Origin of the sequence: Gluconobacter sp. DsW_056, assembly GCF_002153595.1 — a bacterium.
Classification (GTDB): Bacteria; Pseudomonadota; Alphaproteobacteria; order Acetobacterales; family Acetobacteraceae; genus Gluconobacter; species Gluconobacter albidus.
Genome location: NZ_JOPF01000001.1, coordinates 40,734 through 65,985, shown reverse-complemented (window position 1 = coordinate 65,985; position 25,252 = coordinate 40,734). Strand labels below are relative to the sequence as shown.

Sequence of the window (25,252 nt, the reverse complement as noted above, 5' to 3'; positions counted from 1 at the left end):
AAAAAAAGCCGCCGGAGAATCTCTCTCCGGCGGCTTTTTCGTATCGTCAGGGTTTGAGGTCCGGTCAGTCCGTGACGAAATCCTTTGCACTGTAGCCCTGTGCGAAGAGATGTGCGCGCAGGCTGGCGAAGTTGATCTGTGTGGGAATGATGCGGCGGACATTGGGTTTGGCGTGGAAGGCCAGACCAAGACCCGCGCTGGCGAGCATGGGGATGTCGTTGGCGCCGTCGCCGGTTGTCAGAGCCGCACGAAGCTGTACGCCGCGCTCTGAGGTCAGGCGTTCGAGATGGTCGCGCTTGGCATCGGGGCCGAGGATCGGGCCAGCGAGACGGCCGGTGATTTTGCCGTCTGCGATTTCCAGTTCATTGCCGTAATTCTCGTCGAATCCGCACAGTTCGGCGACGCGCTGGGTGAACCATGTGAAGCCGCCCGAGACGAGAGCCGTGCGGCCATTATGCCTGCGCATGGTCTGCACGAGTTCGCGGGCCCCTTCCGTCAGGGTGACGGACTCCCAGACCTGTTCGAGAACCGAAGCAGGTTTTCCGGCCAGAAGGGCCACGCGCTGTTCAAGCGCGGTTTCGAAATCGAGTTCGCCGTTCATCGAAGCGCGGGTGATGGCCGCGACGTCTTCGCCGCAGCCCAGAAGGTGCGCCAGTTCGTCGAGCGTTTCGCCCGTGACGATGGTGCTGTCCATGTCCGCGACGAGGACGGCCCGGCGGCGACCGCGTGTTTTGAGAAGCAGGGCGTCGACACGGTAGGGCGCGAGCGTTGCGCGGATCGTGGTGATGTTGGCCGATCCGGGGCGTGGCGGCGGGCAGGGAATGTCTACCGCTTCTCCCGGAGACAGGACGATGGGCGCGTTGCCCTTGACGAGCGCGCGGGCCATGTCGATGGCCTCGGGTTTGAGGGGACCGGATTTCCGGTCGGCGATGAGGGTCAGGACGGCAGGAAGGGACATGAGATCTCGTAACGGTCCGGCACGTGTGGCAGGAGGGGAGAATGAACGCCCCGAAGACAACAAAAACTGCGATCATTGTGGCCGGACCGACGTGCTCCGGCAAGTCGGCACTGGCGCTCGACCTTGCGCGACGCTTTGACGGCACGGTCATCAACGCGGATTCCATGCAGGTTTACCGCGATCTGCGGATTCTGACGGCCCGGCCCGACGACGCGGATGAGGCTGCCGTTCCGCACCGGCTTTACGGGGTTCTGGATGCGGCTGTGCCGGGCAGTGTGGCCTGGTGGCGGTCCGAAGCCTTGCGGGAAATGGACGAGGCGTGGGCCGTGGGGCGTTTGCCGGTCCTGTGTGGTGGGACGGGGATGTATCTGCGGGCGCTGACGGATGGTCTGGTGGAGGTGCCGGACCCCGGAGACGCTGCGCGGACCGAAGCGCGGGGGCTGGCGGAAGAGATCGGGCCGGAGGCGCTGCATGGGCGTCTGATGGAGGTTGATCCTGAAACGGCCTCCGGCCTGCGTCCGAACGATACGCAGCGGATTTCGCGGGCCTGGGAGGTCTGGACGGGGACGGGGCATGGACTGGCCTGGTGGCGGTCTCAGCCGGGTCTGCCGCCGGCGTCCTGCCGGTTTGTGTCGGTGCAGCTTGATCCCGAGCGGGAGGGGTTGCGCCGGGCGATTGATTTCAGATTCGGTCAGATGCTGGAGGCCGGGGCTCTGGACGAAGTGTCCCGTTTGCTGGAACGTGGCCTTGATCCGGTTCTGCCTGCCATGCGTGCCCATGGTGTGCCTGAACTGGCAGCCGTTCTGCGGGGCGAGGAATCGCTTGAAGAGGCGCGGAAATCCGCGGTTCTTGCCATCGGGCGCTATACGCGGCGGCAGGCGACGTGGTTCCGGCATCATGCGTTGGGAAAAGAGGGTGACGCGATGATTTCGTTGCGCAGATATACCCATTTTGCGCAAGAATCGGAAAGTCATTATGAAAAAATAGAGAACTTTATATCGGAACGAGTTGACGCCGCCGCGTTGTCGTCCTAAATCCCGCCGCTCATACCTTGGGAGGAAACGGTGACGGCTGCTGAAAGAGACGCAGGAACAGGCAACGAGGCGCTGAATGGCGCGGAAGTGCTTCTGCGCGTTCTCGATGAAGAGGGTGTGGAGGTCATATTCGGATATCCGGGTGGGGCTGTCCTTCCGATTTACGATGCTCTTTTCAAGCAGGACCGGATTCGACACATTCTTGTGCGTCACGAGCAGGCCGCCGTTCATGCGGCGGAAGCCTATGCGCGCTCGACGGGCAAGGTTGGCGTGGTTCTGGTGACGTCGGGTCCCGGGGCGACCAATGCCGTGACCGGGCTTGTGGACGCGCTGATGGATTCCATTCCGCTTGTCTGTCTGGCGGGGCAGGTGCCGACGAAGCTGATCGGCAATGATGCGTTTCAGGAAGCCGACACGACCGGCATCACGCGCCCTGCGACCAAGCACAATTATCTCGTCCGGGAGCCCGGAACACTGGCGCAGACCGTGCGTGAGGCGTTCGAGGTGGCACGCTCGGGGCGTCCGGGGCCGGTTCTGGTGGATCTGCCCAAGGACATCACGGTCGGCAAGGCGCCGCTGACGAAGCCGGCACTGTCGCGCCTCCAGCGGCTGCGCCATCAGGGTGGGCCGGATGCGGAGGCGATCGCCCGGACCCTCGAAGCCATGAAGACGGCGAAGCGCCCGCTCTTCTATACGGGGGGTGGCATCATCAATTCCGGGCCGGAAGCGTCGGACCTGCTGCGTCGTCTGGCGCGCAAGACCGGTTTCCCGGTGACATCCACGCTGATGGGGCTGGGGGCGTTTCCGTCTCCTGATCCGCAGTTCCTGGGTATGCTGGGGATGCACGGTTCGGTCGAGGCGAACATGGCCACGCATGGCTGTGATCTGCTGATCGCTCTGGGGTCGCGTTTCGATGACCGCGTGACGGGGCGTGTGGATGCGTTCTCGCCCAATTCGTTCAAGGTTCATGCCGATATCGACCCGAGCCAGATCGACAAGATCGTGCCGGTGGATGTGCGGATCGAAGGCGATGTGCGCGATACGCTTGAAGCGCTGCTCGAAGGCTGGGGGGAGACCCCTGCGCCGGATCTGTCGACCTGGTGGAACCAGATTGCGTCCTGGCGGAGTGTGGACGGGTTTGGCTTTACGCAGGACATGACGCCGTCTGCCGTCATCCGTCCGCAGCATGCGGTTCGCCGTCTGTATGAGCTGGCGAAGGAAACGGGTCGCGATACGTTCGTGTCCACCGAAGTTGGTCAGCACCAGATGTGGGCAGCCCAGCACTTCCAGTTCGACAAGCCGAACCGCTGGCTGACGTCGGGTGGGCTGGGGACGATGGGCTATGGTCTGCCGGCTGCCGTAGGCGCGCAGGTAGCGCATCCGGATGCGCTGGTGATCGACATCGCCGGTGAGGCGTCCACGCTTATGAACATCCAGGAACTGGGGACGATCGCGCAGTATCGCCTGCCGGTGAAGATTTTCATCCTGAACAACCACTATATGGGCATGGTCCGTCAGTGGCAGGAACTGCTTCATGGCTCGCGGTATTCGCAGTCCTACAGCGAGGCGCTGCCGGACTTCGTGAAGCTGGCCGAGGCGTTCCATGCGACCGGGATGCGGGCGACGCATGTGGGTGAGCTGGATGACGTGATCCGCCGGATGCTGGCGCATGACGGGCCGGTCGTGGCCGATATCTGCGTGGCCGAGGGCGAGAACTGCTATCCGATGATTCCATCGGGTGCGGCGCATAACCAGATGCTGCTGGGTCCGGATCAGGATTCCGAAGCGGCGGGACTGACCGAAGAAGGGAAGATGCTGGTCTGATGACGGAGACGATCCAGAATTCGGTCATTTCAGTCCTGATCGAGGACGAAAGTGGCGCGCTGGCCCGCGTGGTGGGCCTGTTTTCCGGCCGGGGCTACAACATCGAGAGCCTGACGGTGGCGCTGGTGGATGCGGAGCAGAAGCTCTCGCGCATCACGGTGCTGACGTCGGGCACGCCGATGGTGATCCAGCAGATCAAGGCGCAGCTCAAGCGCCTGATCCCGGTGCATGATGTCTGCGATCTGACGCAGGAAGGCCCGTATGTGGGCCGCGAGCTTGCGCTGGTGAAGATCGTCTCGTCCGGCGAGCGCCGGACGGAGGCCCTGCGCATTGCGGATTCGTTCCGCGCGCGGCCAGTGGATACGACGGCCACGAGTTTCGTGTTCGAGCTGACGGGGTCGCCCGAGAAGATCGACGCGTTCATCGAGTTGATGCGCCCCCTTGGTCTGGCCGAGGTTTCGCGCACCGGGATTGCCGCCATCGGGCGCGGTCCTTCAGTCTTTCACCTTAAAAAGGAGCCTGTCTGATGCGGGTATATTATGATCGCGATGCCGATCTGAATCTGATCAAGAGCAAGAAAGTCGCGATCATCGGCTATGGCAGCCAGGGTCACGCTCATGCCAATAACCTCAAGGACAGCGGCCTGACGGACATCGTCATCGGCCTGCGTCCGACGTCTTCTGCCGTCAAGAAGGCTGAAGAGGCCGGTTTCAAGGTCATGTCCCCGGAAGACGCAGCCGCGTGGGCCGATGTGGTCATGGTTCTGACGCCGGATGAAGGCCAGGGCGCCCTGTACAAGGACAGCCTTGAGAAGAACCTGAAGCAGGGTGCAGCCCTTGCCTTCGCACATGGTCTGTCCATCCATTTCCGCATCATTGAAGCCCGTCCGGATCTGGACGTGTTCCTGATCGCGCCGAAGGGCCCGGGCCACACGGTCCGTTCCGAATATCAGCGTGGTGGTGGCGTTCCGTCCCTCGTGGCCGTGGCGCAGAATGCTTCGGGCAATGCGCTCGAAATCGCTCTGTCCTATGCCAGCGCCAATGGTGGCGGCCGTGCAGGCATCATCGAGACAACCTTCAAGGAAGAAGTCGAAACCGATCTGTTTGGCGAACAGGCTGTCCTGTGTGGTGGTGTGGTCGATCTGATCCGCGCCGGCTTCGAGACGCTGGTTGAAGGCGGATATGCGCCGGAAATGGCTTATTTCGAGTGCTTGCACGAAATGAAGCTGATCGTGGATCTGATCTACGAAGGCGGTATCTCCAACATGAACTACTCCATCTCCAACACTGCGGAGTATGGTGAGTATGTGACGGGTCCGCGGATCATCACGCCTGAAACCAAGGCTGAGATGAAGCGCGTTCTGACGGACATTCAGGACGGCACGTTCGTTCGTAACTTCATCCTTGAGAACCAGTCCGGCGGCGTTGGCTTCAAAGCCATCCGTGCACGCAACGACGCGCACCAGATCGAGAAGACCGGTGAGAAGCTGCGCGCGATGATGCCGTGGATTGCCAAGGGCAAGCTGGTCGACAAGACCAAGAACTGATCAGGCGGGTCAGGGAGGCTGGATTCGGCCTCTCTGGATCGGGACGTATCAGCGTCTGCCGGGCGTCGGGATTTGGGGGATTCGTTTCCCACAGATCCGGCGCCCGAACTGTTTCCGGGGCTCGGGGATTTATGAAATTTTTGGTCTCAGCCCTGTGTACAGGAAAGGGAAAACCTCTTTCTCATGCAATAGGCACATGGGGCGAAAAAGATATGTGACATATTGGGGAATTGCCCCATAAAGTGCTTGCATCAGGGGGGAGGGGCCGGTAACTAGCGCGCTTCCTGGCCCAAGGGGGCATTTTTTGCCCAACAGGCTGTCTACTGGTTTGGGGGTACGTGATGAACGCACTTGCTCAACTGGGGATGGTATCGGAACTCCCGAGAGATATCCAGAACAGCGCCGCTCACTTCGTCGAGGATGAGCGCAAAGATTACTTCATTGAGCGTGATGGCGAGCGTTTTGCTGGCAATCACCTGCTGATCGATTTCTGGGATGCCCGGAATCTCGATGATCCGATGCGGATTGATGAAACGCTGTGTGAAGCTGCTGTTGCAGCTGGCGCGACGATTCTGCATAGCCATTTTCACCACTTCACGCCCAATGGCGGCGTGTCGGGCGTGATCGTGCTGGCAGAAAGCCATATTTCGATCCATACGTGGCCGGAACGGAATTATGCCGCTGTAGACGTGTTCATGTGCGGCGTGTGTGATCCGAACCTGTCGATTCCGGTGATGCAGCGCCTGTTCCAGGCTGGGCGGATCGAGGTCGATGCAGTGCGGCGTGGCCGCGTGCAGGACAAGGCCGCAAAAGCGGTCTGAACTGATGAAAGGGCCGGGTAAGACCGGCCCTTTTTCAATATACTCCGACAAGGAAACGATGATCCATGGCTGAAACATGGCTCAACGAGACACTGTACCCGGACTGGGGACAGCGTTTTCTCGTTACGCGCGAACTCGCACGGGTAAAATCCGACTTTCAGGATGTGGTGGTGTTCGAAAGTTCCAGCCACGGCCGCGTGCTGGTTCTGGACGGCGTTATCCAGATCACCGAGCGTGACGAGTTCGTCTATCAGGAAATGCTGACGCATGTGCCGCTGCTGGCGCATCCCTGTGCGAAGCGTGTTCTGATCATCGGTGCGGGTGATGGTGGCGTTCTGCGTCGCGTGTTGCAGCATGAGACGGTCGAGAAGGCTGTCATGGTCGAGATCGACGGTGCGGTGATCGAGCTGTCCAAGCAGTATCTGCCGAACATTGCCGGAGATGCCTGGAACGACCCGCGGGCCGAGGTCATTGTCGGCGACGGCATCGACTATGTTCTGAAGGCGGCTGATGGTGCGTTCGATGTGATCATCGTCGACAGCACCGATCCGATCGGTGTGGGCGAAGTGCTGTTCACGGACGAGTTCTACAGCAACTGCGCGCGCATCCTGTCGGACGAAGGTCTGATCGTGAACCAGTGTGGCGTTCCGTTCATGCAGGCGGACGAACTGCATGAGACGAGCCTGCGTCGTGCGAAGTTTTTCCCGCATGTCGGTGCGTATGTGGCGGCTGTTCCGACCTATGTCGGCGGGTTCATGACGCTGGGTGTGGCCTCCAAGGGGCAGGCACCGAACACGCAGACGGTCGAGCAGATCCGCGCCCGTGCGGATGCTGCGAAGATCGTGGGTACGACGCGCTACTGGACGCCGGAGATCCATGTCGGGGCGTTCAACCTGCCGCCTTATATTGCCGAGCATCTTCCCAAGACCGGAAAATGATCCCGCGCCTGCCTCTTCATTAAAGGGGCAGGCGGTTACAGCTGCTCTCTCAGGCTGCTGTTGATCCGTTCCAGAAGTGTTACGAGAATATCGCGTTCGAGGGGTGTAAACCCCTTGAGTGCTGTGTCGGTTAAATGTTCCACAACAGGAACGATATTCCGGCTTTTCCGCTGACCGTCCAGTGTCAGTGTGACCAGTGTGCTGCGGCGGTCTGTTGGGTCTGGTTCGCGCCGGATCAGGTCGTCGCGTTCCATCCGGGCGAGAAGTGTCGTCATGCCCGGCTGTTCGATATCCGCAAAATCCGCGAGCGCTTTCTGATTGAGGGTCTTTCCGTCCTGCAAAGCCTGCAACACGGGGAGCTGACCGATCCGGAGGCCGGTCTTTTTGAGTTCGCGTTCCAGCAGGAGTGTGAAGAGTCTGGTGTTGCGGGTGGTCAGGGCGCTCAGGGGAGAGGGGACGGTCATGCGGATTCCGGGGATCATGTGGATAGAATACATAACATGTTATGTATTGAGGTCATGAAAAAACCCGGCGGCTCTTTCGGGCCTGACCGGGCTTGATCTGACCAGGCTGAAAAATCAGGGTGTCATTTTGGCCAGCGGGGCGACGCAGCGGTGCTCGCGGTAGAGCGTCCATTCGTCGCAGATCTGGTTGGGCGGGAAGGTGCAGGTGCCGGTTTCGCCGCCTGCAGTCCGGACATCACCGTGTCGGCCGCCCTGCTGCGTGCAATAGACGCTGGCGGGGTTGGGAATGCCGATCAGGCGGGTGCGCGGATTGTGCTGCGGATGGGAAGCGCAGGCGGACACCGTGCCGCACAGGAGGGTGATGGCCAGGAGGTGTTTCGTGCTTGAAAGATGCATTGCTCAGGGAGCCCTTTTCTTCAGGAAGCGGACGCTGCGTTCCTTGATGTCCAGTTCTTTTACAGCGTTTGCGAAGACCTCGAAATGCGGGGTCCTGAGGTGCTCTTCGAAGGCCGCGCGGTCGGTATAGACTTCCACCAGGATGACGGTATCGGCTTCCGTTTCGGGGGAGAGGACCGTGAAGCTGTGGCAGCCGGATTCGTCGGCGACGGAGCGTTCGCTGTCATAGGCGCAGACCTTGAGAAATCTGTCATAGGTTGCCGGTGTGGTCTCGAATTCGGCAATGACCGTCAGTTCGCCAGCCATGGAGTTCTCCTTTGTGCATTTAAGGTCTCGGGACACAACGCAGGAGCGATCGTAACGATTGCGGAGTTTTTCGGAAACTGGCAGGATCGGAAGGACCGACACGGGAGAGACCGGCCGAGAGGCTGGCGCCGAAGGAGCAACCGCCCCGGAAACTCTCAGGCCAAAGGACCGAGGCGGTCAGGACATTCTGGAGAGAGGTGCGCTCGACGCATCCGCCGACGGGATAGCGATCTCAGGCGAAAGGACAGAAGGGGCGACGTTTTTCCGGCCGCGTTCTGCGTGGAGCCGGAGGCGTCTGCATCTTCACGTCTTGAGATAGAATGGACCGGGCTTTTTCGTATGAGCGATTCCCTCCAGCGTACTCCCCTTTACGATCTGAATCTGGAACTTGGCGCGAAGATGGTGCCGTTCGCAGGCTTTGAGATGCCGATCCAGTTCCCTGCGGGACTGATGGCGGAGCATCTGCATACGCGCGAGAAGGCTGGTCTGTTCGATGTGTCCCATATGGGGCAGATCCGCATTGCCGCGAAAAGCGGCGACGTGAAGGACGCGGCTGCAACTCTGGAGACGCTGGTACCGGCGGATTATGTTGGGCTTGCCGCCGGGCGCCAGCGTTATGGACTGCTGACCAATGAAGAGGGTGGTATTCTGGACGATCTGATGGTCGCCAATATGGGCCATGATCTTCTGGTGGTCGTGAACGCGGGTTGCAAGGTTCAGGACGCAGACCGGATCGAGGCTGCGCTGTCTGATCGGTGTGTTGTGACGCGCCAGTTTGATCGGGGGCTCATGGCGCTTCAGGGGCCGGCTGCGGAAGCGGCTCTGGCGCCGCTTTGCACGGCCGTGAAGGACATGCGCTTCATGGATGTGATCGAGACCGAACTGGCCACTGCGACTGGGCCCGTGAAGGTGACGGTGTCGCGGTCCGGCTATACGGGCGAGGACGGGTTCGAGATCGGCTGTGCGGGCGCGGATTCTGAAAAAATCGCACGTGCGATCCTGGCGCAGCCGGATGTGCTGCCGATTGGTCTGGGCGCGCGGGACTCGCTGCGTCTGGAGGCCGGGCTGTGCCTGTATGGCAATGACATTGATGTTACGACCACGCCGGTTGAAGCTTCGCTGGGCTGGGCGATCCAGAAGGCGCGTCGTGAGGGCGGCTCCCGCGCTGGCGGCTATCCGGGGGCGGAAGTCGTGCTGAAGCAGACGCGCGATGGCGTGTCGCGCAGGCGCGTGGGTCTGCTGGCGGAAGGTCGGGCTCCGGTGCGGGCGGGGGCGAAGCTCTTTGCCGATGCCGAGGGGCAGAAGGAAATCGGGGTGGTCACGTCCGGGGCGTTTGGCCCGAGCGTGAAGGCTCCTGTTGCGATGGGCTATGTCGCGTCGGATCATGCGGCGCTGGACACACCCGTTTTTGCGGAACTGCGGGGCAAGTATGTGCCACTGCATGTGCGGGCGATGCCGTTCGTGGCACCCGGTTTCAAGCGCTGAACTTACAGTCGAATTTCAGATCAGGAAAAAGCAGCAATGACGACCTATTACACGAAGTCTCATGAATGGATCCGCGTCGATGGCGAGCAGGCGACTGTTGGCATCACGACGCATGCCTCTGAAGAGTTGGGCGAACTGGTGTTCGTTGAAGCCAAGGACGAGGGCACGGAAGTTGCCGCCGGTGATGCGGCTGCGGTTGTCGAGTCCGTGAAGGCGGCGTCCGACATCTATGCGCCGGTAGCGGGCACGCTGGCGGGCTTTAACGAAGCGCTGTCCGATGATCCGACGCTGGTGGGCCGCGATGCGGAAGGCGAGGGCTGGATCTTCCGCATGACGGTTTCCAACCCGGACGACCTCAAGGGCCTGCTGACGGCCGAGCAGTATAAGAGCCTCTGAGGCTTGCGGGGTCTGCGTTGGCAGACCCCGTTTTTCTTTCATCCCGCCCCGAATTTCTGCCTCCGCTTTTCATGAAATGCCAGAGAACCTGCCTGTGACGACCTTGTGGCCTGCCCAGACCGAAGATTTCAGCTCCCGCCATATCGGCCCGCGTCCTTCCGAAATCGGGGAGATGCTGCGGGTCGTTGGCGCGTCCAGTCTCGATGACCTGATCGACCGGACCATTCCGGCCGCCATTCTCGATCGCGGGGATCACGGGATCGGTGCGGCCCTGACCGAGCAGGATGCGCTTGTACGTCTGCGTCAGATTGCGTCGCGCAATCAGGTTCTGACCTCCATGATCGGGCAGGGCTATTACGATACGGTTCTGCCGCCGGTCATCCAGCGGAATATTCTCGAAAATCCGGCCTGGTACACGGCTTACACGCCGTATCAGCCCGAAATCAGCCAGGGCCGCCTTGAGGCGTTGCTGAATTTCCAGACGCTGGTGGCGGATCTGACGGGGCTCGACATTGCCAATGCGTCCCTGCTGGACGAGGGCACCGCCTGTGCGGAAGCCATGGCGCTGGCGCAGCGCGTGGGCAAGTCGAAGGCGACGGCGTTCTTCGTGGATGCCGACACGCACCCGCAGACGGTTGCCGTGATCCGCACACGCGCCGAGCCGCTGGGCTGGGATATTGTGGTTGGAGATCCGGAGACGGATCTGGACGCATCGTCCGTGTTTGGCGCGCTGCTGTCCTATCCGGGGTCTTCAGGGCAGATGCGGGATCTGCGCGGCGTGATTGCGGCGCTGCATGAGAAGGGTGCGATTGCGGCTCTGGCCTGTGATCCGCTGGCGCTCGTGGTGCTGGAAAGCCCTGGTGCGCTGGGCGCGGATATCGCGATTGGCTCGATGCAGCGTTATGGCGTGCCGATGGGGGCTGGTGGCCCGCATGCGGGGTTCATGGCGACGCGCGATGCGTTCAAGCGGCACATGCCGGGGCGTCTGGTCGGCGTGTCGCGCGACAGTGCGGGCAAGCCCGCCTATCGTCTGGCGCTTCAGACGCGCGAGCAGCATATCCGCCGCGAGAAGGCGACGTCCAACATCTGCACGGCGCAGGCGCTGCTGGCGATCATCGCGTCCATGTATGCGGTGTATCATGGTCCGGAAGGGCTGAAGGCGATTGCCGCACGCACGCACCGGATGGCGGCGATCCTGTCTGCCGGGCTGAAGGCTCTGGGCGCGAGCGTCGAGACGGAGGTGTTCTTCGACACGATTACCGTTCAGGCGGGTGTTGCTGCGCCGCAGGTGCTGGCGAGGGCCGTGGCCTCGGGCATCAATCTGCGCGATGCGGGGAATGGCCGGATTGGTGTGTCCTGTGACGAGACCACGACGCCGGAAACGATCCGTGCGGTCTGGGCGGCGTTCGCGGGTGAGGGTGCGAATCTGGCGTCTGTCGAGCAGGGGCTCGATGTGACGGATGCGCTGCCGGAGGGCCTGTCCCGGACGGCGCCGCTGCTGACGCATCCTGTGTTCCATGCCCATCGTTCCGAGACGGATCTGCTGCGCTACATGCGTGCGCTGGCGGACAAGGATCTGGCGCTGGACCGGACGATGATCCCGCTGGGCTCCTGCACCATGAAGCTCAATGCGACGGCGGAGATGATCCCCATCACCTGGCCGGAATTCGCGCGGATTCATCCGTTCGCGCCCGTCGATCAGGTTCAGGGTTATGCCGAGCTGTTCGCGTATCTGGAGCGCACGCTCTGTGCGATTTCGGGGTATGACGCCGTGTCGCTTCAGCCGAATTCCGGCGCGCAGGGTGAGTATGCCGGGCTTCTGGCGATCCGTGGTTATCACCGCGCGCGTGGGGACGAGAACCGCGATGTCTGCCTGATTCCGGCGTCAGCACACGGAACCAATCCGGCTTCTGCCCAGATGGTCGGGATGCGGGTTGTCGTCGTGGCCTGCGATGAGAATGGCAATGTTGATGTCGAGGATCTGAAGGCGAAGATTGCGCAGCATGACGGGCGCGTGGCGGCCATCATGATCACGTATCCGTCCACGCATGGCGTGTTCGAGGAGCGGATCGTGGAGATCTGCGAACTGGTTCATGCAGCGGGTGGGCAGGTCTATCTGGATGGCGCGAACCTCAATGCGCAGGTTGGTCTGGCACGGCCGGGTCTGTATGGCGCGGATGTCTCGCATTTCAATCTGCACAAGACGTTCTGCATCCCGCATGGCGGTGGCGGTCCGGGCATGGGGCCGATCGGCGTGGGCAAGCATCTTGCGCCGTATCTGCCGGGGCAGCATGGCATTGCGGTATCCGCAGCGCCTTACGGGTCGGCGTCCATTCTGCCGATTTCCGCGGCCTACATCATGATGATGGGCGACGAGGGACTGCGTCAGGCGACGACGATGGCGATCCTGAATGCGAACTACATCGCATCGCGTCTGGAAGGGCATTATCCGGTTCTGTATCGCGGCACCAACGGCTTTACGGCGCATGAATGCATCGTGGATCTGCGGCCGCTGAAGGACACGGTCGGTGTGACGGTGGATGATATCGCCAAGCGTCTGATCGACCACGGGTTCCATGCACCAACCGTCAGCTTCCCGGTGGCGGGGACGTTCATGATTGAGCCGACGGAATCCGAAGGGAAGGGCGAGCTGGATCGTTTCTGCGATGCGATGATCGCCATTCGTGCGGAGATTGCCGAAGTCGAAGCCGGGCGTGTGGCGATGGACGCCAGCCCGCTGCGTTTTGCGCCGCATACCACGGCGGATCTGGCAGGCGCGTGGGAGCGGTCTTACAGCCGCGAGGCGGGGTGTTTCCCCGGCGGTGTGGACACGTCGAAATACTGGTCGCCGGTCGGGCGTCTGGACAATGCCTGGGGGGACCGGAACCTCGTCTGTTCCTGCCCGGATATTTCGACCTACGCTGAAGGCTGAGCGGCTTTTTCCGTCTGGTGTTCGGGACAGGGCGCCTTCCTTCGGGGAGGCGCCTTTTTGCTGTTCGGTCTTTGTGGGTGTGATACCCGGCATGGGTTCTTTCTCACAAAGGGGTGAGGTATGGTTTCACGTGAAACGCTGCCCGCTTTCGGAAGATGCGGATGGGGTAGCTTCTATTGTTGATGAGGAGTTCCATCATGAGCCAGACGGTTCACATCACGGCCGTTGTTACGGTTGCCGCCGAACACGCTGCCGCTGCCGAGCAGGCTTTTGCGGCCTGTGTTGTCTCTTCGCGCAAGGAGGAGGCCTGCCGCCAGTATGTGATCAGCCGGGATACGGAAAAGGCTGGCCGCTTCGTTGCCAACGAAATCTGGGCTTCGGAAGCCGGGTTTGAAGCGCATCTGGCGTCACCGCATTTCAAGGTTCTGGGTGAGGTGCTTGCGAAATGTGGAGCGCAGGCTGAAATCATGAAGGTCCAGCCGCTGGACGAGTCAGCTGACGCAGCCTGAAAAAGCTGTTTGCATTTTTGCGGGAATATGTCCCACTCGGGGAACGGCTGCTTTGCGGAGCAGCCTTTGAAGACAGGAGAGTCTGTTATGGTTTCGATGGTGACGTTCAAGGTTGACGGGATGTCGTGCAACGGATGTTCGGGCAAGTTACAGTCCGCCCTGTCCAACGTTCCGGGTGTGTCGTCGGCGGAGGTAACGCTTGATCCGGGACAGGCTGCCATTCAGTATGATGAGCAGAAAGTGACGCCGGTGGCGTTGCAGCATGTCGTGGAAGATGTTGGGTTCGACGTTATCGCCTGACTGGCGTTTGAACGCGCCTGCCGCCTATCGTTTGTAATGGGGCAGGCCGAGCCCTTTGATGAGAGCCGCAGCGCGCAGGCTGAAGCCGGCCAGAACGGCGAGATCTGCTGCAACTGTGGTGCTCAGACCCAGCGCCGTCAGGGAGACATAGGTTCCTGACGCCAGGGCAACGGCCGTGACGTAGAGCTCCGGCCGGATGATGATGGACGGCACGCCTGCCAGCACATCCCGGAAAATACCGCCCATGCAGGCGCTGACGATTCCCATGAGAGCCGCTGGGATCAGCGGGATGCCGTAGGCCAGCGCCTTGGCTGAGCCGAAGACGCCATAGGCTGCGATCCCGAGACCGTCAAACCATTCCACGGCGCGGGCTGGCCAGAAGCGGGCCGGGGTGAACCACACGGCAATGGCGGACAGCAGACAGGCCGTAATCGGGATGGAGGTGTGCATCCAGAAGACGGGGGCGCCAATCAGCAGGTCCCGCACGGTTCCACCACCGACGCCGGTAATGGCAGCAAAGAACATGAACGTCACGATGGTCAGGCGCGCGCGCGCGGCCTCGATCGCGCCGGAAATCGCGAACACGATCGTGCCTGCGATGTCGAGGACGGGCAGAGCGGAGGAGGAGAAGGCCTGAAGGGCGGGAGGGATCATCGGGCCGTCTTGACGTGGTGTGTTGAAAACAGAAAAGCCCGGCACGAAGGCCGGGCTTTCCGTAGACGTGATGTTCTGACCCGGATCAGACCGAGTAGTACATCTCGAACTCTGCCGGATGCGGCGTGTGTTCGAACTTGTAGACTTCCGGCCACTTGATGTCGATGTAGCTTTCGATCTGGTCCTTGGTGAAGACGCCGCCTTCGAGAAGGAATGCGTGGTCTTCCTTGAGGGCTTCGAGAGCCTCACGGAGCGAACCGCAGACCGTCGGGATCTGGGCCAGTTCTTCCTTCGGCAGCTCGTACAGATCCTTGTCCATGGCGTCGCCCGGGTGGATCTTGTTGCGGATGCCGTCGAGGCCGGCCATCAGCATGGCGGCGAACGCGAGATAGGGGTTTGCCATCGGGTCCGGGAAGCGGACTTCGACGCGCTTGGCCTTCGGGTTGGTCGCGTGCGGGATACGACACGAAGCCGAACGGTTCGCTGCGGAGTAGGCCAGAAGCACGGGCGCTTCGAAGCCCGGGATCAGGCGCTTGTAGGAGTTGGTGGACGGGTTCGTGAAGGCGTTCAGAGCCTTCGCGTGCTTGATGATGCCACCAATGTAGAACAGCGCGTCTTCGGACAGGTCTGCATACTTGTCGCCGGCGAAGGTCGGCTTGCCGTCTTTCCAGATGGACTGGTGGACATGCATGCCCGAGCCGTTGTCGCCCGAGATCGGCTTCGGCATGAACGTGGCTGTCTTGCCGTAGGAATGGGCAACGTTGTGCACACAGTACTTGTAGATCTGCATGAAGTCGGCGGACTTCACGAGCGTGTCGAACTTCGTGCCGAGCTCGTGCTGCGACTGTGCGACTTCGTGGTGGTGCTTTTCGATCGGCAGGCCCATTTCACCCATCGTCGAGAGCATTTCGGCGCGCAGGTCATGCTCGCTGTCCACGGGCGGGACCGGGAAGTAGCCACCTTTGACGACAGGGCGATGGCCCATGTTGCCTTCCGGATAGGCCTTCATGGAGGCGCCGGGACCTTCGATGCTGTCGAGCTGATACGTGCCGAAATTCGGGCCTGTGCCGAACTGCACGTTGTCGAAGATGAAGAACTCGGCTTCCGGACCGAAGAACGCCGTGTCGCCGAAGCCGGCTGACTTAAGATAGGCTTCTGCGAGCTTGGCGGTCGAGCGCGGGTCGCGGTTGTAGAAATTGCCCGTCTTCGGATCAATGATGTCGCAGAACAGGATCAGCTGCGGCTTGGCGGAGAACGGGTCCATGACGGCCGTTTCCGGATCCGGAAGCAGGACCATGTCGGACTCGTTGATGGCTTTCCAGCCCTGGATGGACGAGCCGTCGAACATGAAGCCTTCGACGAAGGTTTCGTCTTCGATGGTCGAGACCGTCTGGGTCGTGTGGTGCCACTTGCCCTTCGGGTCGGTGAAGCGCAGATCGACGAATTCCGCCGCGTGCTCCTGGATCATCTCGAAGACGCGGGCCACGGCCTGCGGGTTCGGAGCGGGCGGCTTGCCTGAAGCTGCGGGGGCAGCCTTGGGCGCTGCGGCCTTCGAGGTACGGCGCGCCGGGGCGGCCTTCGGTGTCGCGGTAGAGGGAGTGGGGGCTTTCTTGGCCATCGATCTGTCGCCTTGCATCGTGTAAACGGCTGCAAAACGATTAAGCGACAAATGCCCGTCTGTCGAGTATGGGAAATTACGCCATTCTGCGGATTTGAGGTAGAATCTTGCGGAAGCGGATCAAAGCTTTCCACGTCTGGTCCGGAACTTGCATGGAAAGAGGGCAGCGAGACTCTTTTTGGGAAATATCCTCATGACCCGTGCTGCCGAATCTCTGGATGGCTGGAAAGACAGTGATCTTCTGTCCCTGCCGGTTGAGCGTTATCTGCATGAATTCCGGGGCGGCCTGCTGAGCCTGCCTGAGAGCGAGCGGGACCTGATTGTTGCTGAAGTGCGGGCGCAGGTTGCGGCGCAGGCGCGGCTGGGCGATGGCGCCGTACAGGCACTTCTGGAAAAGCTGGGGAAGCCGGGCAGGCTCGCTGCACGCTTTACGATCCGGCATGAGCTGTCGGTCGGGGTGCAGCAGTCCAATCCGTTTGCCCTGTTGTGGGTTGTGTTGCGGCTGGCTGCGGGAAGCCTTCTGGCGTTTGCTGGTGGCTTGGTGGTCATTGTGTTCGGTCTGGCGGGGGTTCTGCTGGCGGCGATGCCCGCGTTGCGGTTCTTTGTTCCGCAGGACGTGTTCATTATGAATGACGAAGCGTTTTCGTTCACGATCACGACGGATGGTGCACCGAAAAATGCCGTTCCCGTTTCCTGGGAAGCGGCCGTTGTTTCCTGTGGTGTCGGCATTGTTCTGATCGTGCTGGCGATGCTTCTTATGCGGGGGCTGGGGCAGATCCTGCTGCGCGATATGCGTCGGAAAACACGGATGCGGGACTAAAGGCTTTTCAGCCCCGCGCTGGCCTGCAATGGTGAGACGCTTTGTGTTTTTCGTGTGTTCTGGACCTCATCAATGAAAACTCCGAATCAGTATCTTGCGGGTCTTCCGACGACCATTTTCACGATCATGTCCCAGCTGGCCGTAAAACATGGGGCGATCAATCTCGGGCAGGGATTCCCGGATACGGAGGGGCCGCAGGATATCATTCAGGTGGCTGCGGAGGCGCTGCAAGACGGGCGTAACCAGTATGCGCCGCTGACGGGGCTGCCGGAGCTGCGCGAGGCTGTGGCATCTTCCAACCGACGTTTCTATGGGCTGGAGGTCGATCCGGCGACGGAAGTTGTGGTGACGTCCGGGGCGACCGAAGCACTGGCGGCCTGTCTGATGGCGGTGGTGGAGCCGGGGGATGAGGTGGTGGTGATCGAGCCGCTTTATGACACCTATCTGCCGGCGCTCAGGCTTCTGGGAGCCGTTCCACGCTGTGTGCGGCTTCAGCCGCCGCACTGGTCGCTGCCGGAAGCGGAATTGCGGGCGGCGTTTGGGCCGAAGACCAAGGCGATCATGCTCAATTCGCCGATGAATCCGTCCGGGAAGGTTTTTGTCCGCGAGGAGCTTGAACTGATTGCGGATCTGGTGCGGGAGTATGATGCGTATGCGATCTGTGACGAGGTTTATGAACACCTGACGTTTCACGTGAAACATATGCCTCTGATGACGCTGCCGGGAATGCGGGAGCGGTGCATGCGGATCGGAAGTGCGGGCAAAAGTTTCTCCCTGACGGGATGGAAAGTCGGCTATGTGACCGCGCCGGCCGCGCTGGCATCGGTGGTGGCGAAGGCGCATCAGGTTCTGGTGTTCGCGACTGCTCCGAACCTTCAGCGGGCTGTGGCTTATGGGCTGAACAAGGACGAGAGCTATTACCAGGCTCTGTCGGCGCAGATGGAAATGCAGCGGGATCTGTTGCGGGACGGTCTGCATCGTCTGGGCTTTGAGACATTGCCCGCCGATGGAAGCTATTTCATCGTGGCGGATATTTCACGTCATGCAGATGGACGCGATGATGTGGACTTCGCGCGCTGGCTGGTTGAGCATGCGGGGGTCGCGACGATCCCGGTTTCAGCCTTCTATGACCCTGAGGGGGATGCTCCACCGCAGAACCTGATCCGGTTCGCATTCTGCAAAAAGCCCGAGATCCTCTCCGAAGCCTTGAAACGGCTGGAAAAAGCCCTTTCTTAAAAGCACGGTTCTGCCACCCGTTTTCTGTTTCTGTCTGGAGATTTTTCATGTCTGTTGCTGCTGATGCTCTGGGCGCTCTTGCGACGACCGATGCCCTGTTTTTCGGACGCCCTGATTCAAAGCTGACCCGTGACGATGCCAAGGCACTCGTTGATCGGGGGCTTGAGGGTGTGGATGACGGTGAGCTTTTTCTGGAATATCGGGAAAACGAGAGTATCAGTCTGGATGACGGGACGATCCGTTCGGCCAGCTTCAACACGTCTTCAGGGTTTGGTTTGCGGGCTGTTCTGGGAACGGAGACGGCTTTCGCTCATGCTGACGATATCAGCCGTGATGCTCTGGCGCGGGCCGTCAGTACGGTTGGGGCCGTTCGGCAGGGACGGAGTGGCGTCATGGCGCCGGGGCCGCAGGCGACGAACCAGCGGCTCTATGGAGACTCCCGTCCGCTTGAAGGGACGGATTTTGCGGCCCGGGCTGCAGTTCTGAGCGAAATTGATGCCTATGCACGGGGGCTGGATTCCCGTGTGGTGCAGGTCAGTGCCGTGCTGAGTTCTGAATGGCAGGCGGTGCAGATCATGCGTCGGGCGGATGCCGGGGGCGATGTTGCGGATCTACGGCCTCTGGTGCGGATGAACGTGTCGGTCGTTGTGGAAAAGGATGGTCAGCGCGAGAGTGGAAGCTGTGGTCTGGGCGGGCGTTACGAACTGGACCGTCTGCTGGCCCCGGAAACGTGGAGGGATGCTGTCGACAAGGCGCTGAAACAGGCCCTGATCACACTGGATGCCGCGCCGGCCCCTGCGGGCGAGATGGATGTGGTGCTTGGGCCGGGCTGGCCGGGCATTCTGCTCCATGAGGCCGTAGGTCATGGGCTGGAAGGGGATTTCAACCGCAAGGGAACGTCGTCCTTTTCAGGGATGATCGGCAAGCGTGTGGCCTCTTCAGGCGTGACTGTGGTTGATGACGGGACGTTGCCCGAATGTCGGGGCTCTCTCAGTGTTGATGATGAAGGCACACCGACGTCCCGGACAGTGCTGATCGAGGATGGGATTCTCACCGGATATCTTCAGGACCGTCTGAATGGCCGGCTGATGGGAACGAAATCGACCGGAAACGGGCGTCGCCAGTCCTATGCCCATGCTCCGATGCCTCGCATGACCAATACGCTGATGCTTGAAGGGAGTGCCACGACGGACGAGATGATCCGCTCGATCAAACGGGGCCTCTATGCCGTGAATTTCGGCGGCGGGCAGGTTGATATTACGTCGGGAAAATTCGTGTTTGCGGCCTCGGAAGCCTATCTGGTGGAAGACGGGAAAATCATCCGTCCGGTAAAGGGGGCGACTCTGATTGGAAACGGGGCGGATGCCATGAACCAGATTTCTATGATCGGGTCCGATGTGGCGCTTGATCCGGGGATTGGAACCTGCGGCAAGGCTGGGCAGGGTGTGCCGGTAGGTGTTGGGCAGCCGACCCTGAAAATCTCCGGTCTGACGGTGGGTGGTACGGGCTGACCTTCGAAAAATCTCGGTCGGAAAAGCGAAAGCAATCAGCGATGGGACATAACTACGCAAAGCCGTTAACGGCTGAAGCACGTATGGAGCGGGTTTTCTCCCGTATTCCCGGGGACTGGAGCATCAAGATGGAGCGCCCGCAGGGAGGGAAGTGGTTGGTCCTGATGCAACGTCCGGACGGGATGCTGCATCAGGAAACCGCTGACAGCCTCATTGAGGCGCTTGAAGAGGTGTGGCGCTCCCTGAGATAAAGCTTTTTAAAAGCTGCTCTGGGTTGCGAGCATGAAAAAGATCCGGTTTACGACCGGATAGACCAGAAACTGGATCAGCAGCAGCACCACCATAGGAGCAAAATCTATACCACCAGTATTTGGCAGAATATTGCGGATTGGCGACATCACGGGCTCGACGATTTTGGCCAGTGTGTTGAAAATGGAATAGAAAAAGCGGTTGCGGATATCGAGAATCCCGAAACCAAGCAGCATCGACAGAATACAATACGCCAGAAGAATCCATACGAAAGCCTGGATCAGCATCAGGATAATGGCGTGCAGGGCAACCATGTAAAACCTCGTCGAATGTCGGTCGGGGCAGCCGAAAGGCCGGTCGGAAAAAGCTTGTAGCCATAGCAGTAGCACAGAACAACATCCTGCGCGCAGCTCCGCTTGACAGTGTGTGGGAAGAGGAGAACTATTGCTTGACCGTGGGGCTGTAGCTCAGATGGGAGAGCGCCTCGTTCGCAATGAGGAGGTCAGGGGTTCGATTCCCCTCAGCTCCACCACGGTCATCTCTTTCTCTTATAATAAGACAGTTTTTGAAAACTGCTTTTTTCTTGTCATTGATTTGTCAGGAAACGGTTTTTCGATCTGGCCATACCCAATAGGCCATGGACTGCATTATTGCATGCAGCAACCCATGGCCGGTTGAATTTATTTATCGAAGAACTTCGGTGTTATTCAGCCGCTTTGGCTGCGGTTGTAGCAGAGGGTTTCTTGATCCGGGTTTTGGTCTGGATTTTTTTAGTCACGGGCTTTTTCGTGGCAGGAGATGTCTTTGATTCTGCTGTGAGCGTTGAAGTGTCCCAGAGAGGACGAATTTTCTTTCTCGCAGATTCGAGAGGGGGATATCGCGTTTCATCCACGCCCGGGATTGTCAGGTCAAAAAAGACCTGTCTGTCGAGGGTGAAATGCGGATTGTAGAATGGATCCGCACGAAGCGTATTGCCCCATTTTTCAATCATGAACTGTGTTTCGTGGAAGAAGCGGCGTTCTGTTGAAGGACGATCATCGCTGCCGCGGCTCAGACTTTCATGATGCTCTGCACAGAAATCCGGGGTCCAGATGACCTTGTAGCCAGCGTCGCGCACCTTGAGGCACAGATCAATATCGTTGAACGCGACTTTGAGGTGCTCTTCGTCAAAGCCTCCGACCAGTTCGAAGGCTGGACGACGGATTAGCATTCCGGCGGCGGTCACAGCCGAGATTTCCTGTGGGAAGTAGGCACGACCTGCGTAACCGCCTTCGTTCCGCGGGATGCCGACATGGGCATGCCCGGCGACATCACCGATCCCGAGCAGGACCCCGGCGTGCTGCACGGTCTGATTGGGATAGACGAATTTGCCGCCGACGATTGCAACCTGCGGATCTGCAAGGGCTTCGTTGACAAGGATTTCGAGCCAGTTTTCCTGCTCAACAAAAACGTCGTTGTTCAGGAATAAAAGGAAATCGGATGTTTCGTCTTTTGCTGCGAGATTGTTGATGCGGGAGTAGTTGAAAGGTTCTTTGACGGTCAGGATCTCAACATTGGGAATGTCATCGACTTTCTGTGCAAAAGCCTCCGCTTCCTCTGTGATCGACCAGTTGTTGACCAGAATAACCTTGTAATTCGGATAGCGTGTATATTTCTGGATGGCATCCAGGCAGCGGGCGGTCGTGGGAATTTCATCCTTGTAGGGAATGATGATCGTGACCGACGGAAGCTGATTGAACTGCCAGTTCACTGTGTAAAGCGTCATTCCCATCTGGGAATCGACATTTGCGGGCAGATTGCGACGTTCGAGATGGTCGTTCACCGCTTTGATGCCCGCATCAATGGCATAGCGCTTGTTGCCAATGTCGGAAGCCGTTGAATTTGCAGTGATGCGCCAGTGATACAGAATTTCAGGGACGTGATGGATTTTTTCTGAAGGAATGTGCTCGGAGGCGCGAAGCAGGAAATCGTGGTCCTGTGCGCCGTCATATTCCTTGTTGAGGCCGCCGACTTTCTGCAGGGCAGAATGACGGATCATCACGAAATGGCAGACATAGTTGACGCCAAGAAGAAGCCTGTAGTTCCAGTCCGTTTTGAAAGCGGGCTCCCGGTAATAACCGCTGGCGTCAATTTTATCTTCGTCTGAATAGATCAGATCGGCGCGGCTTCTTGTGGCTTCCCGGAGCATGTATTCGACGGCGACATCCGCGAGCAGATCATCGTGATCGAAAAACGCGACCCATTCACCTTGGGCGGCTTCAAGTCCCGCATTGGTCGCAATGCTGATGCCGCCATTCTGTTTCTGGAAGAGCGGCTTTATGCGGGAGTCAGCTTTGGCAAAATCTTCAATGACGGCTTGCAGTTCAGCATTTTTGCTACAGTCATCAACAAGGATGAGTTCCCAGTTCTGCCATGTCTGGGCGCGGACGCTTTCGATTGCTGCTGTAAAATCCGTGAGATCCGGATTCCAGACCGGACAGACAATACTGACCAGCGGGTTCGCCAAGATAAGGTCATCGTTGCGGGTACGGTCGACATATTTGCGAAGAACCGGGAAGTAGGCCGTTGCCCAGGAATGATAATCGGCGATGGTAAATCCGGGTTGTGGGAGAATTTCCCTGACTTTGCGGCGCAGGCGCGTCAGTTCCACATGGAGCGCGTCAATCTGGTCGATCACGTCAATGATCAGGGATTCGTTGGCGTCCGTGACAAAGCTGGTCAGACAGGGGCTGTTGGCAACTTCCAGCATGTCGGGCAGGACGTAGAAACGGAATTCCTGCTCGTAGGGTTTGCGATATAGGTCTGGTGGCGAAAACTGGAAGCCGCAATAAGGGTCACAGGACAAGGCTTTTCCAACATCGCCTCGATATCTGTTGGCCTCGATCTGGGCAATTTTCTGACCGTTACAGGTCACGAGAATTTGCTGGCCCCCCTTCCATCCTTCAGCTGCATTGCCACGGACGACCCAGCCACTCAGAACGCCCTGTTTCAGGCCATCGACGAAAGAATGGGTTTCTACAGGGAGCCTGCCAGAGAAGGAAATATGTTCCAGCCCCTGGCCTTGTGAATAGATTTCAATCTGCTGAAGGCGGTTTTTGAAGGTGATAGTATGCGTTTTGCCGTCAAGAAGGCTGTGCGGCATTGGGATCTGGAAGCCGGTATTGAGTGAAGGAATACCGGAGGCATGCACATCTTCACGCAGATCCGTGCAATGAAACTGAAGGAATTCCTGACCGTCTGCCAAAGCGTGAAGGAATACGGGCTGCGAGGGATTTTCAGTATCTGTTGCCCATCCCCGTATACCGTTAACAGAAAATTCATCAATTTGGCAGATAATCATTAATTTTCTCCTGACAAATCATTAATGCTTTGATTCTGACATAGTATTTCAAGCTTAGGATAAAAACTGGCGCCGTCAAAGACTTGGTTATGTTGACTGTTTGTTATCAAATATCAGAGCGTGAGACACGCGAGGTTTCAATTTTATGATACGCGGGACGCGCCATTAAGATCCCATATTTTCTCCAGTATCGTCTGAATTCTGCGATGTGTACAGTCATCGAGGGGCGAAAAGCCCTAAATCAAGATGGTGTCCGTTTGAATAATTGATGCCCTGAAGGCGCCCATACTCGACAATGTCGAGGCCGTATTTGGTTAATTCTTTATTAAAAACGGGTTCATCCCGGCGATCAATCAACGCCAGACTGCATTGCGGGTGATTGTGCAGATATTCTGCTGCGGCTGCGGGGCCTATGAGCTGAGTGTTGGGACCTGCAAGGAAGACGAGGCTTGGCTCTGAATAGGATGAAGAGACGAGGATGCTGTCAGGGCAGGGACGGACGTTTTCGAAGAGGTCTGCGATCCGGGGGCTGAGGCGGATGGTTTGCAGATTAGGGATGACGCCTAGGAAAAGGCCGGCATGAGCGATGACGGCTGCGCCCATGGCGCAGAAGGCAGCCTGTTTGCGGTCCCGTTTCAGCAGCAGCATGATAGCTCCGATCACCAGCGGCAGGGCACCGCCCAGAGCGATCAGCGCTGAGAGGGAGACTGTGTGCTCAAGACTGTAGAGAGCAATACTGCCAGCGAAGCAGAAGCCGACACCGAGGATTGTCCACACAACGCCGTAAGCGCCGAGCAGGGCTTTTGCCCATCGCGGGCTTTTGGGAATGGGCCAGATCATCAGGCTGGCTGCGGTGAGAATGGCAATCGCGGGATAGGTCGGCAGGACGTAGTGGGGGAGTTTGGTGGCGATCAGTTCAAATACCAGCCAGTGTGGGAGAATCCAGCTCAGCAGAAAGCGGATCTGTGGAAGTTTTCTGTTCTTCCAGACGGCCGGGATGGCGAGGGCGGCGAAAAGCGATCCGGGCCAGAAGGCCAGTCCGAAGACCAGAAGGTGAAAGCCGGGGGGCAGTCCGTGGGCTTCCTGACCATGGGCCACCTTGCCGAGAAAATTGCGTCCGACCGCACGGGCAAAGAAGTCTCCGCCGCTGATGACTTCGATGGCGACGCACCAGGGAACGACGACGGCAAGCATGATGAGCCAGCCCCAGCGGGGGCGAAGACGTGCCCACCATGACCGGTCCCGCTCCATCAGCCACAGGGCCAGAGGGGTGCCGAAACCCGGAATGAGGACGACGGGGCCCTTGAGCATGAGACCCACACCCAGAGCGAGCCAGTAGGCAACCGCGACCCGGAGATGGGTGGGGCGGTTCTTCTGTCGATCGGTGAAGGCGTACAGAAGTGCGGCCTGAATGCACAGGATATCAAGCAGCAGGACGGTGTCGATGGTCGCCATATGGCTTTCGGCGACGAACAGGGTCGAGACCATCAGCAGGCCAGCGGCCATCAGGCCGGTGGGGCCTCCGAACAGGGTTGCGCCGATCCAGGCCGTCAATGGCACGATCATTGTGGCGGCGAGCAGGCTGGGAATCCGGTACGGCCAGGTCTTGCGCAGCACCGATGGGCCAAAGATTTTTTCGGCGGCAGCTGTTGAGGCTGCTTCCAGCCAATAGATTCCGGCTGGCTGAAGATAGCGTGGCTTGTCCTGAAAGCGGACGTCGACGAAATTATGGGAGAGGAGCATCTGTTCCGATGCTTCCATGTAGCGCGGTTCGTCCCGGTCAAGTGGCGGAAGTGTCATGCGGCCTGGCAGGGCGAGCAGAAAGGCCAGCAGCCCCAGAAAAGCGTAATGCCGGAGGTTCAGGATCATGGGCACTCTCCGCGCCGTTCTGTCAGGCCGGACGTGCGGCAGGGAG

24 protein-coding genes, 1 tRNA gene and 1 riboswitch are annotated in these 25,252 nt (G+C 59.5%); of the genes, 16 read left to right on the top strand and 9 right to left on the bottom strand.

Features of this window, described 5'->3' with window-relative positions; all coding sequences use genetic code 11:
- Positions 1-64 precede the first annotated feature (64 nt).
- Positions 65-958, bottom strand: a complete 894-nt coding sequence (gene serB / locus HK22_RS00355) for a phosphoserine phosphatase SerB (RefSeq protein ID WP_086647931.1) — start codon at positions 956-958, stop codon at positions 65-67.
- 41 nt (positions 959-999) lie between these two features.
- On the opposite strand from serB, the gene miaA reads away from it, so the two are divergent.
- The 6 genes from miaA to speE all read left to right on the top strand — a co-directional run bounded on the left by miaA (position 1,000) and on the right by speE (position 7,121).
- Positions 1,000-1,992: a tRNA (adenosine(37)-N6)-dimethylallyltransferase MiaA gene (gene miaA / locus HK22_RS00350; protein ID WP_086647930.1), complete on the top strand. Its 993-nt coding sequence runs from the start codon at positions 1,000-1,002 to the stop codon at positions 1,990-1,992.
- 30 nt (positions 1,993-2,022) lie between these two features.
- The gene (ilvB, locus tag HK22_RS00345) at positions 2,023-3,816 is read left to right on the top strand and encodes a biosynthetic-type acetolactate synthase large subunit (RefSeq protein WP_143412350.1); all 1,794 of its coding nucleotides are present in this window, start codon (positions 2,023-2,025) and stop codon (positions 3,814-3,816) included.
- Positions 3,816-4,343: an acetolactate synthase small subunit gene (gene ilvN, locus HK22_RS00340; RefSeq protein WP_062030599.1), complete on the top strand. Its 528-nt coding sequence runs from the start codon at positions 3,816-3,818 to the stop codon at positions 4,341-4,343. The genes ilvB and ilvN overlap by 1 nt, the downstream gene beginning before the upstream one ends.
- The gene (ilvC, locus tag HK22_RS00335) at positions 4,343-5,362 is read left to right on the top strand and encodes a ketol-acid reductoisomerase (protein WP_086647929.1); all 1,020 of its coding nucleotides are present in this window, start codon (positions 4,343-4,345) and stop codon (positions 5,360-5,362) included. The genes ilvN and ilvC overlap by 1 nt, the downstream gene beginning before the upstream one ends.
- A 341-nt stretch (positions 5,363-5,703) precedes the next feature.
- Positions 5,704-6,183 carry an adenosylmethionine decarboxylase gene (speD, locus tag HK22_RS00330; RefSeq protein WP_086647928.1) on the top strand — a complete coding sequence of 160 codons (480 nt, stop codon included), beginning with the start codon at positions 5,704-5,706 and terminating at the stop codon, positions 6,181-6,183.
- A 65-nt stretch (positions 6,184-6,248) separates the two neighbouring features.
- The gene (speE, locus tag HK22_RS00325) at positions 6,249-7,121 is read left to right on the top strand and encodes a polyamine aminopropyltransferase (protein ID WP_062030593.1); all 873 of its coding nucleotides are present in this window, start codon (positions 6,249-6,251) and stop codon (positions 7,119-7,121) included.
- 35 nt (positions 7,122-7,156) lie between these two features.
- On the opposite strand, the gene HK22_RS00320 is transcribed toward speE, so the two are convergent.
- The 3 genes from HK22_RS00320 to HK22_RS00310 all read right to left on the bottom strand — a co-directional run bounded on the left by HK22_RS00320 (position 7,157) and on the right by HK22_RS00310 (position 8,287).
- On the bottom strand, positions 7,157-7,585 hold the full coding sequence (locus tag HK22_RS00320; protein ID WP_086647927.1) for a MarR family winged helix-turn-helix transcriptional regulator: 429 nt from the start codon (positions 7,583-7,585) through the stop codon (positions 7,157-7,159).
- Positions 7,586-7,699: 114 nt separating this feature from the next.
- The gene (locus HK22_RS00315) at positions 7,700-7,981 is read right to left on the bottom strand and encodes a DUF333 domain-containing protein (protein ID WP_062030591.1); all 282 of its coding nucleotides are present in this window, start codon (positions 7,979-7,981) and stop codon (positions 7,700-7,702) included.
- Positions 7,982-7,984: 3 nt separating this feature from the next.
- A complete protein-coding gene (locus HK22_RS00310; protein WP_062030589.1) occupies positions 7,985-8,287 on the bottom strand; it encodes a putative quinol monooxygenase in 303 nt (100 codons plus the stop codon).
- 91 nt (positions 8,288-8,378) lie between these two features.
- A riboswitch (glycine riboswitch) is annotated at positions 8,379-8,468 on the top strand.
- Between the two features lie 158 nt (positions 8,469-8,626).
- Between HK22_RS00310 and gcvT the strand changes: the two genes are divergently transcribed.
- From gcvT to HK22_RS00285, 5 genes are all read left to right on the top strand, one after another.
- On the top strand, positions 8,627-9,772 hold the full coding sequence (gene gcvT / locus HK22_RS00305) for a glycine cleavage system aminomethyltransferase GcvT (RefSeq protein ID WP_086647926.1): 1,146 nt from the start codon (positions 8,627-8,629) through the stop codon (positions 9,770-9,772).
- Between the two features lie 36 nt (positions 9,773-9,808).
- Entirely contained in the window at positions 9,809-10,168 is a 360-nt protein-coding gene (gene gcvH, locus HK22_RS00300) for a glycine cleavage system protein GcvH (protein WP_062107071.1), read from the top strand.
- Between the two features lie 76 nt (positions 10,169-10,244).
- On the top strand, positions 10,245-13,100 hold the full coding sequence (gene gcvP, locus HK22_RS00295) for an aminomethyl-transferring glycine dehydrogenase (RefSeq protein ID WP_086647925.1): 2,856 nt from the start codon (positions 10,245-10,247) through the stop codon (positions 13,098-13,100).
- Between the two features lie 197 nt (positions 13,101-13,297).
- Positions 13,298-13,609: a putative quinol monooxygenase gene (locus HK22_RS00290; protein WP_077803641.1), complete on the top strand. Its 312-nt coding sequence runs from the start codon at positions 13,298-13,300 to the stop codon at positions 13,607-13,609.
- An 87-nt stretch (positions 13,610-13,696) separates the two neighbouring features.
- Entirely contained in the window at positions 13,697-13,909 is a 213-nt protein-coding gene (locus HK22_RS00285) for a heavy-metal-associated domain-containing protein (RefSeq protein ID WP_077803642.1), read from the top strand.
- A 24-nt stretch (positions 13,910-13,933) separates the two neighbouring features.
- Here the strand turns inward: HK22_RS00285 and HK22_RS00280 are convergent, their stop codons facing one another.
- Complete coding sequence (locus tag HK22_RS00280) at positions 13,934-14,563, bottom strand: trimeric intracellular cation channel family protein (RefSeq protein WP_086647924.1); 630 nt, start codon at positions 14,561-14,563, stop codon at positions 13,934-13,936.
- Positions 14,564-14,648: 85 nt separating this feature from the next.
- Positions 14,649-16,031, bottom strand: coding sequence for a type I glutamate--ammonia ligase (gene glnA / locus HK22_RS00275; RefSeq protein ID WP_086647989.1), 1,383 nt, complete (start codon positions 16,029-16,031; stop codon positions 14,649-14,651).
- 343 nt (positions 16,032-16,374) lie between these two features.
- Here glnA and HK22_RS00270 point away from each other — a divergent pair, with 343 nt between their 5' ends.
- The 4 genes from HK22_RS00270 (at position 16,375) to HK22_RS00255 (ending at position 19,999) form a co-directional block, all read left to right on the top strand.
- A complete protein-coding gene (locus HK22_RS00270; protein WP_143412349.1) occupies positions 16,375-17,001 on the top strand; it encodes an HAAS signaling domain-containing protein in 627 nt (208 codons plus the stop codon).
- Between the two features lie 72 nt (positions 17,002-17,073).
- The gene (locus tag HK22_RS00265) at positions 17,074-18,237 is read left to right on the top strand and encodes an aminotransferase (RefSeq protein ID WP_086647922.1); all 1,164 of its coding nucleotides are present in this window, start codon (positions 17,074-17,076) and stop codon (positions 18,235-18,237) included.
- Positions 18,238-18,284: 47 nt separating this feature from the next.
- Entirely contained in the window at positions 18,285-19,748 is a 1,464-nt protein-coding gene (tldD, locus tag HK22_RS00260; RefSeq protein ID WP_086647921.1) for a metalloprotease TldD, read from the top strand.
- 41 nt (positions 19,749-19,789) lie between these two features.
- A complete protein-coding gene (locus HK22_RS00255) occupies positions 19,790-19,999 on the top strand; it encodes a hypothetical protein (RefSeq protein WP_086647920.1) in 210 nt (69 codons plus the stop codon).
- 6 nt (positions 20,000-20,005) lie between these two features.
- Here HK22_RS00255 and HK22_RS00250 read toward each other — a convergent pair whose 3' ends face one another.
- Positions 20,006-20,311: a YggT family protein gene (locus HK22_RS00250; RefSeq protein ID WP_086647919.1), complete on the bottom strand. Its 306-nt coding sequence runs from the start codon at positions 20,309-20,311 to the stop codon at positions 20,006-20,008.
- A gap of 142 nt (positions 20,312-20,453) precedes the next feature.
- Here HK22_RS00250 and HK22_RS00245 point away from each other — a divergent pair.
- Positions 20,454-20,529: transfer RNA gene (locus HK22_RS00245), tRNA-Ala, on the top strand.
- A 171-nt stretch (positions 20,530-20,700) separates the two neighbouring features.
- On the opposite strand, the gene HK22_RS00240 is transcribed toward HK22_RS00245, so the two are convergent.
- Positions 20,701-23,337 carry a glycosyltransferase family 2 protein gene (locus HK22_RS00240; protein WP_233142280.1) on the bottom strand — a complete coding sequence of 879 codons (2,637 nt, stop codon included), beginning with the start codon at positions 23,335-23,337 and terminating at the stop codon, positions 20,701-20,703.
- 216 nt (positions 23,338-23,553) lie between these two features.
- The gene (locus HK22_RS00235; RefSeq protein WP_086647918.1) at positions 23,554-25,206 is read right to left on the bottom strand and encodes a glycosyltransferase family 39 protein; all 1,653 of its coding nucleotides are present in this window, start codon (positions 25,204-25,206) and stop codon (positions 23,554-23,556) included.
- Positions 25,207-25,252: the final 46 nt, after the last annotated feature.

Excerpts from the sequence above, each read along its gene's own strand:
- HK22_RS00240 (WP_233142280.1), bottom strand. The coding sequence starts at position 23,337 with ATGATTATCTGCCAAATTGATGAATTTTCTGTTAACGGTATACGGGGA.
- HK22_RS00255 (WP_086647920.1), top strand. The coding sequence starts at position 19,790 with ATGGGACATAACTACGCAAAGCCGTTAACGGCTGAAGCACGTATGGAG.
- HK22_RS00320 (WP_086647927.1), bottom strand. The coding sequence starts at position 7,585 with ATGACCGTCCCCTCTCCCCTGAGCGCCCTGACCACCCGCAACACCAGA.
- glnA (WP_086647989.1), bottom strand. The coding sequence starts at position 16,031 with ATGATCCAGGAGCACGCGGCGGAATTCGTCGATCTGCGCTTCACCGAC.
- speD (WP_086647928.1), top strand. The coding sequence starts at position 5,704 with ATGAACGCACTTGCTCAACTGGGGATGGTATCGGAACTCCCGAGAGAT.
- ilvN (WP_062030599.1), top strand. The coding sequence starts at position 3,816 with ATGACGGAGACGATCCAGAATTCGGTCATTTCAGTCCTGATCGAGGAC.
- gcvP (WP_086647925.1), top strand. The coding sequence starts at position 10,245 with ATGCCAGAGAACCTGCCTGTGACGACCTTGTGGCCTGCCCAGACCGAA.
- HK22_RS00250 (WP_086647919.1), bottom strand. The coding sequence starts at position 20,311 with ATGGTTGCCCTGCACGCCATTATCCTGATGCTGATCCAGGCTTTCGTA.
- tldD (WP_086647921.1), top strand. The coding sequence starts at position 18,285 with ATGTCTGTTGCTGCTGATGCTCTGGGCGCTCTTGCGACGACCGATGCC.
- HK22_RS00285 (WP_077803642.1), top strand. The coding sequence starts at position 13,697 with ATGGTTTCGATGGTGACGTTCAAGGTTGACGGGATGTCGTGCAACGGA.
- ilvC (WP_086647929.1), top strand. The coding sequence starts at position 4,343 with ATGCGGGTATATTATGATCGCGATGCCGATCTGAATCTGATCAAGAGC.
- HK22_RS00265 (WP_086647922.1), top strand. The coding sequence starts at position 17,074 with ATGAAAACTCCGAATCAGTATCTTGCGGGTCTTCCGACGACCATTTTC.
- HK22_RS00310 (WP_062030589.1), bottom strand. The coding sequence starts at position 8,287 with ATGGCTGGCGAACTGACGGTCATTGCCGAATTCGAGACCACACCGGCA.
- serB (WP_086647931.1), bottom strand. The coding sequence starts at position 958 with ATGTCCCTTCCTGCCGTCCTGACCCTCATCGCCGACCGGAAATCCGGT.
- miaA (WP_086647930.1), top strand. The coding sequence starts at position 1,000 with ATGAACGCCCCGAAGACAACAAAAACTGCGATCATTGTGGCCGGACCG.
- speE (WP_062030593.1), top strand. The coding sequence starts at position 6,249 with ATGGCTGAAACATGGCTCAACGAGACACTGTACCCGGACTGGGGACAG.
- gcvH (WP_062107071.1), top strand. The coding sequence starts at position 9,809 with ATGACGACCTATTACACGAAGTCTCATGAATGGATCCGCGTCGATGGC.
- HK22_RS00290 (WP_077803641.1), top strand. The coding sequence starts at position 13,298 with ATGAGCCAGACGGTTCACATCACGGCCGTTGTTACGGTTGCCGCCGAA.
- gcvT (WP_086647926.1), top strand. The coding sequence starts at position 8,627 with ATGAGCGATTCCCTCCAGCGTACTCCCCTTTACGATCTGAATCTGGAA.
- HK22_RS00235 (WP_086647918.1), bottom strand. The coding sequence starts at position 25,206 with ATGATCCTGAACCTCCGGCATTACGCTTTTCTGGGGCTGCTGGCCTTT.
- HK22_RS00315 (WP_062030591.1), bottom strand. The coding sequence starts at position 7,981 with ATGCATCTTTCAAGCACGAAACACCTCCTGGCCATCACCCTCCTGTGC.
- HK22_RS00280 (WP_086647924.1), bottom strand. The coding sequence starts at position 14,563 with ATGATCCCTCCCGCCCTTCAGGCCTTCTCCTCCTCCGCTCTGCCCGTC.
- HK22_RS00270 (WP_143412349.1), top strand. The coding sequence starts at position 16,375 with ATGACCCGTGCTGCCGAATCTCTGGATGGCTGGAAAGACAGTGATCTT.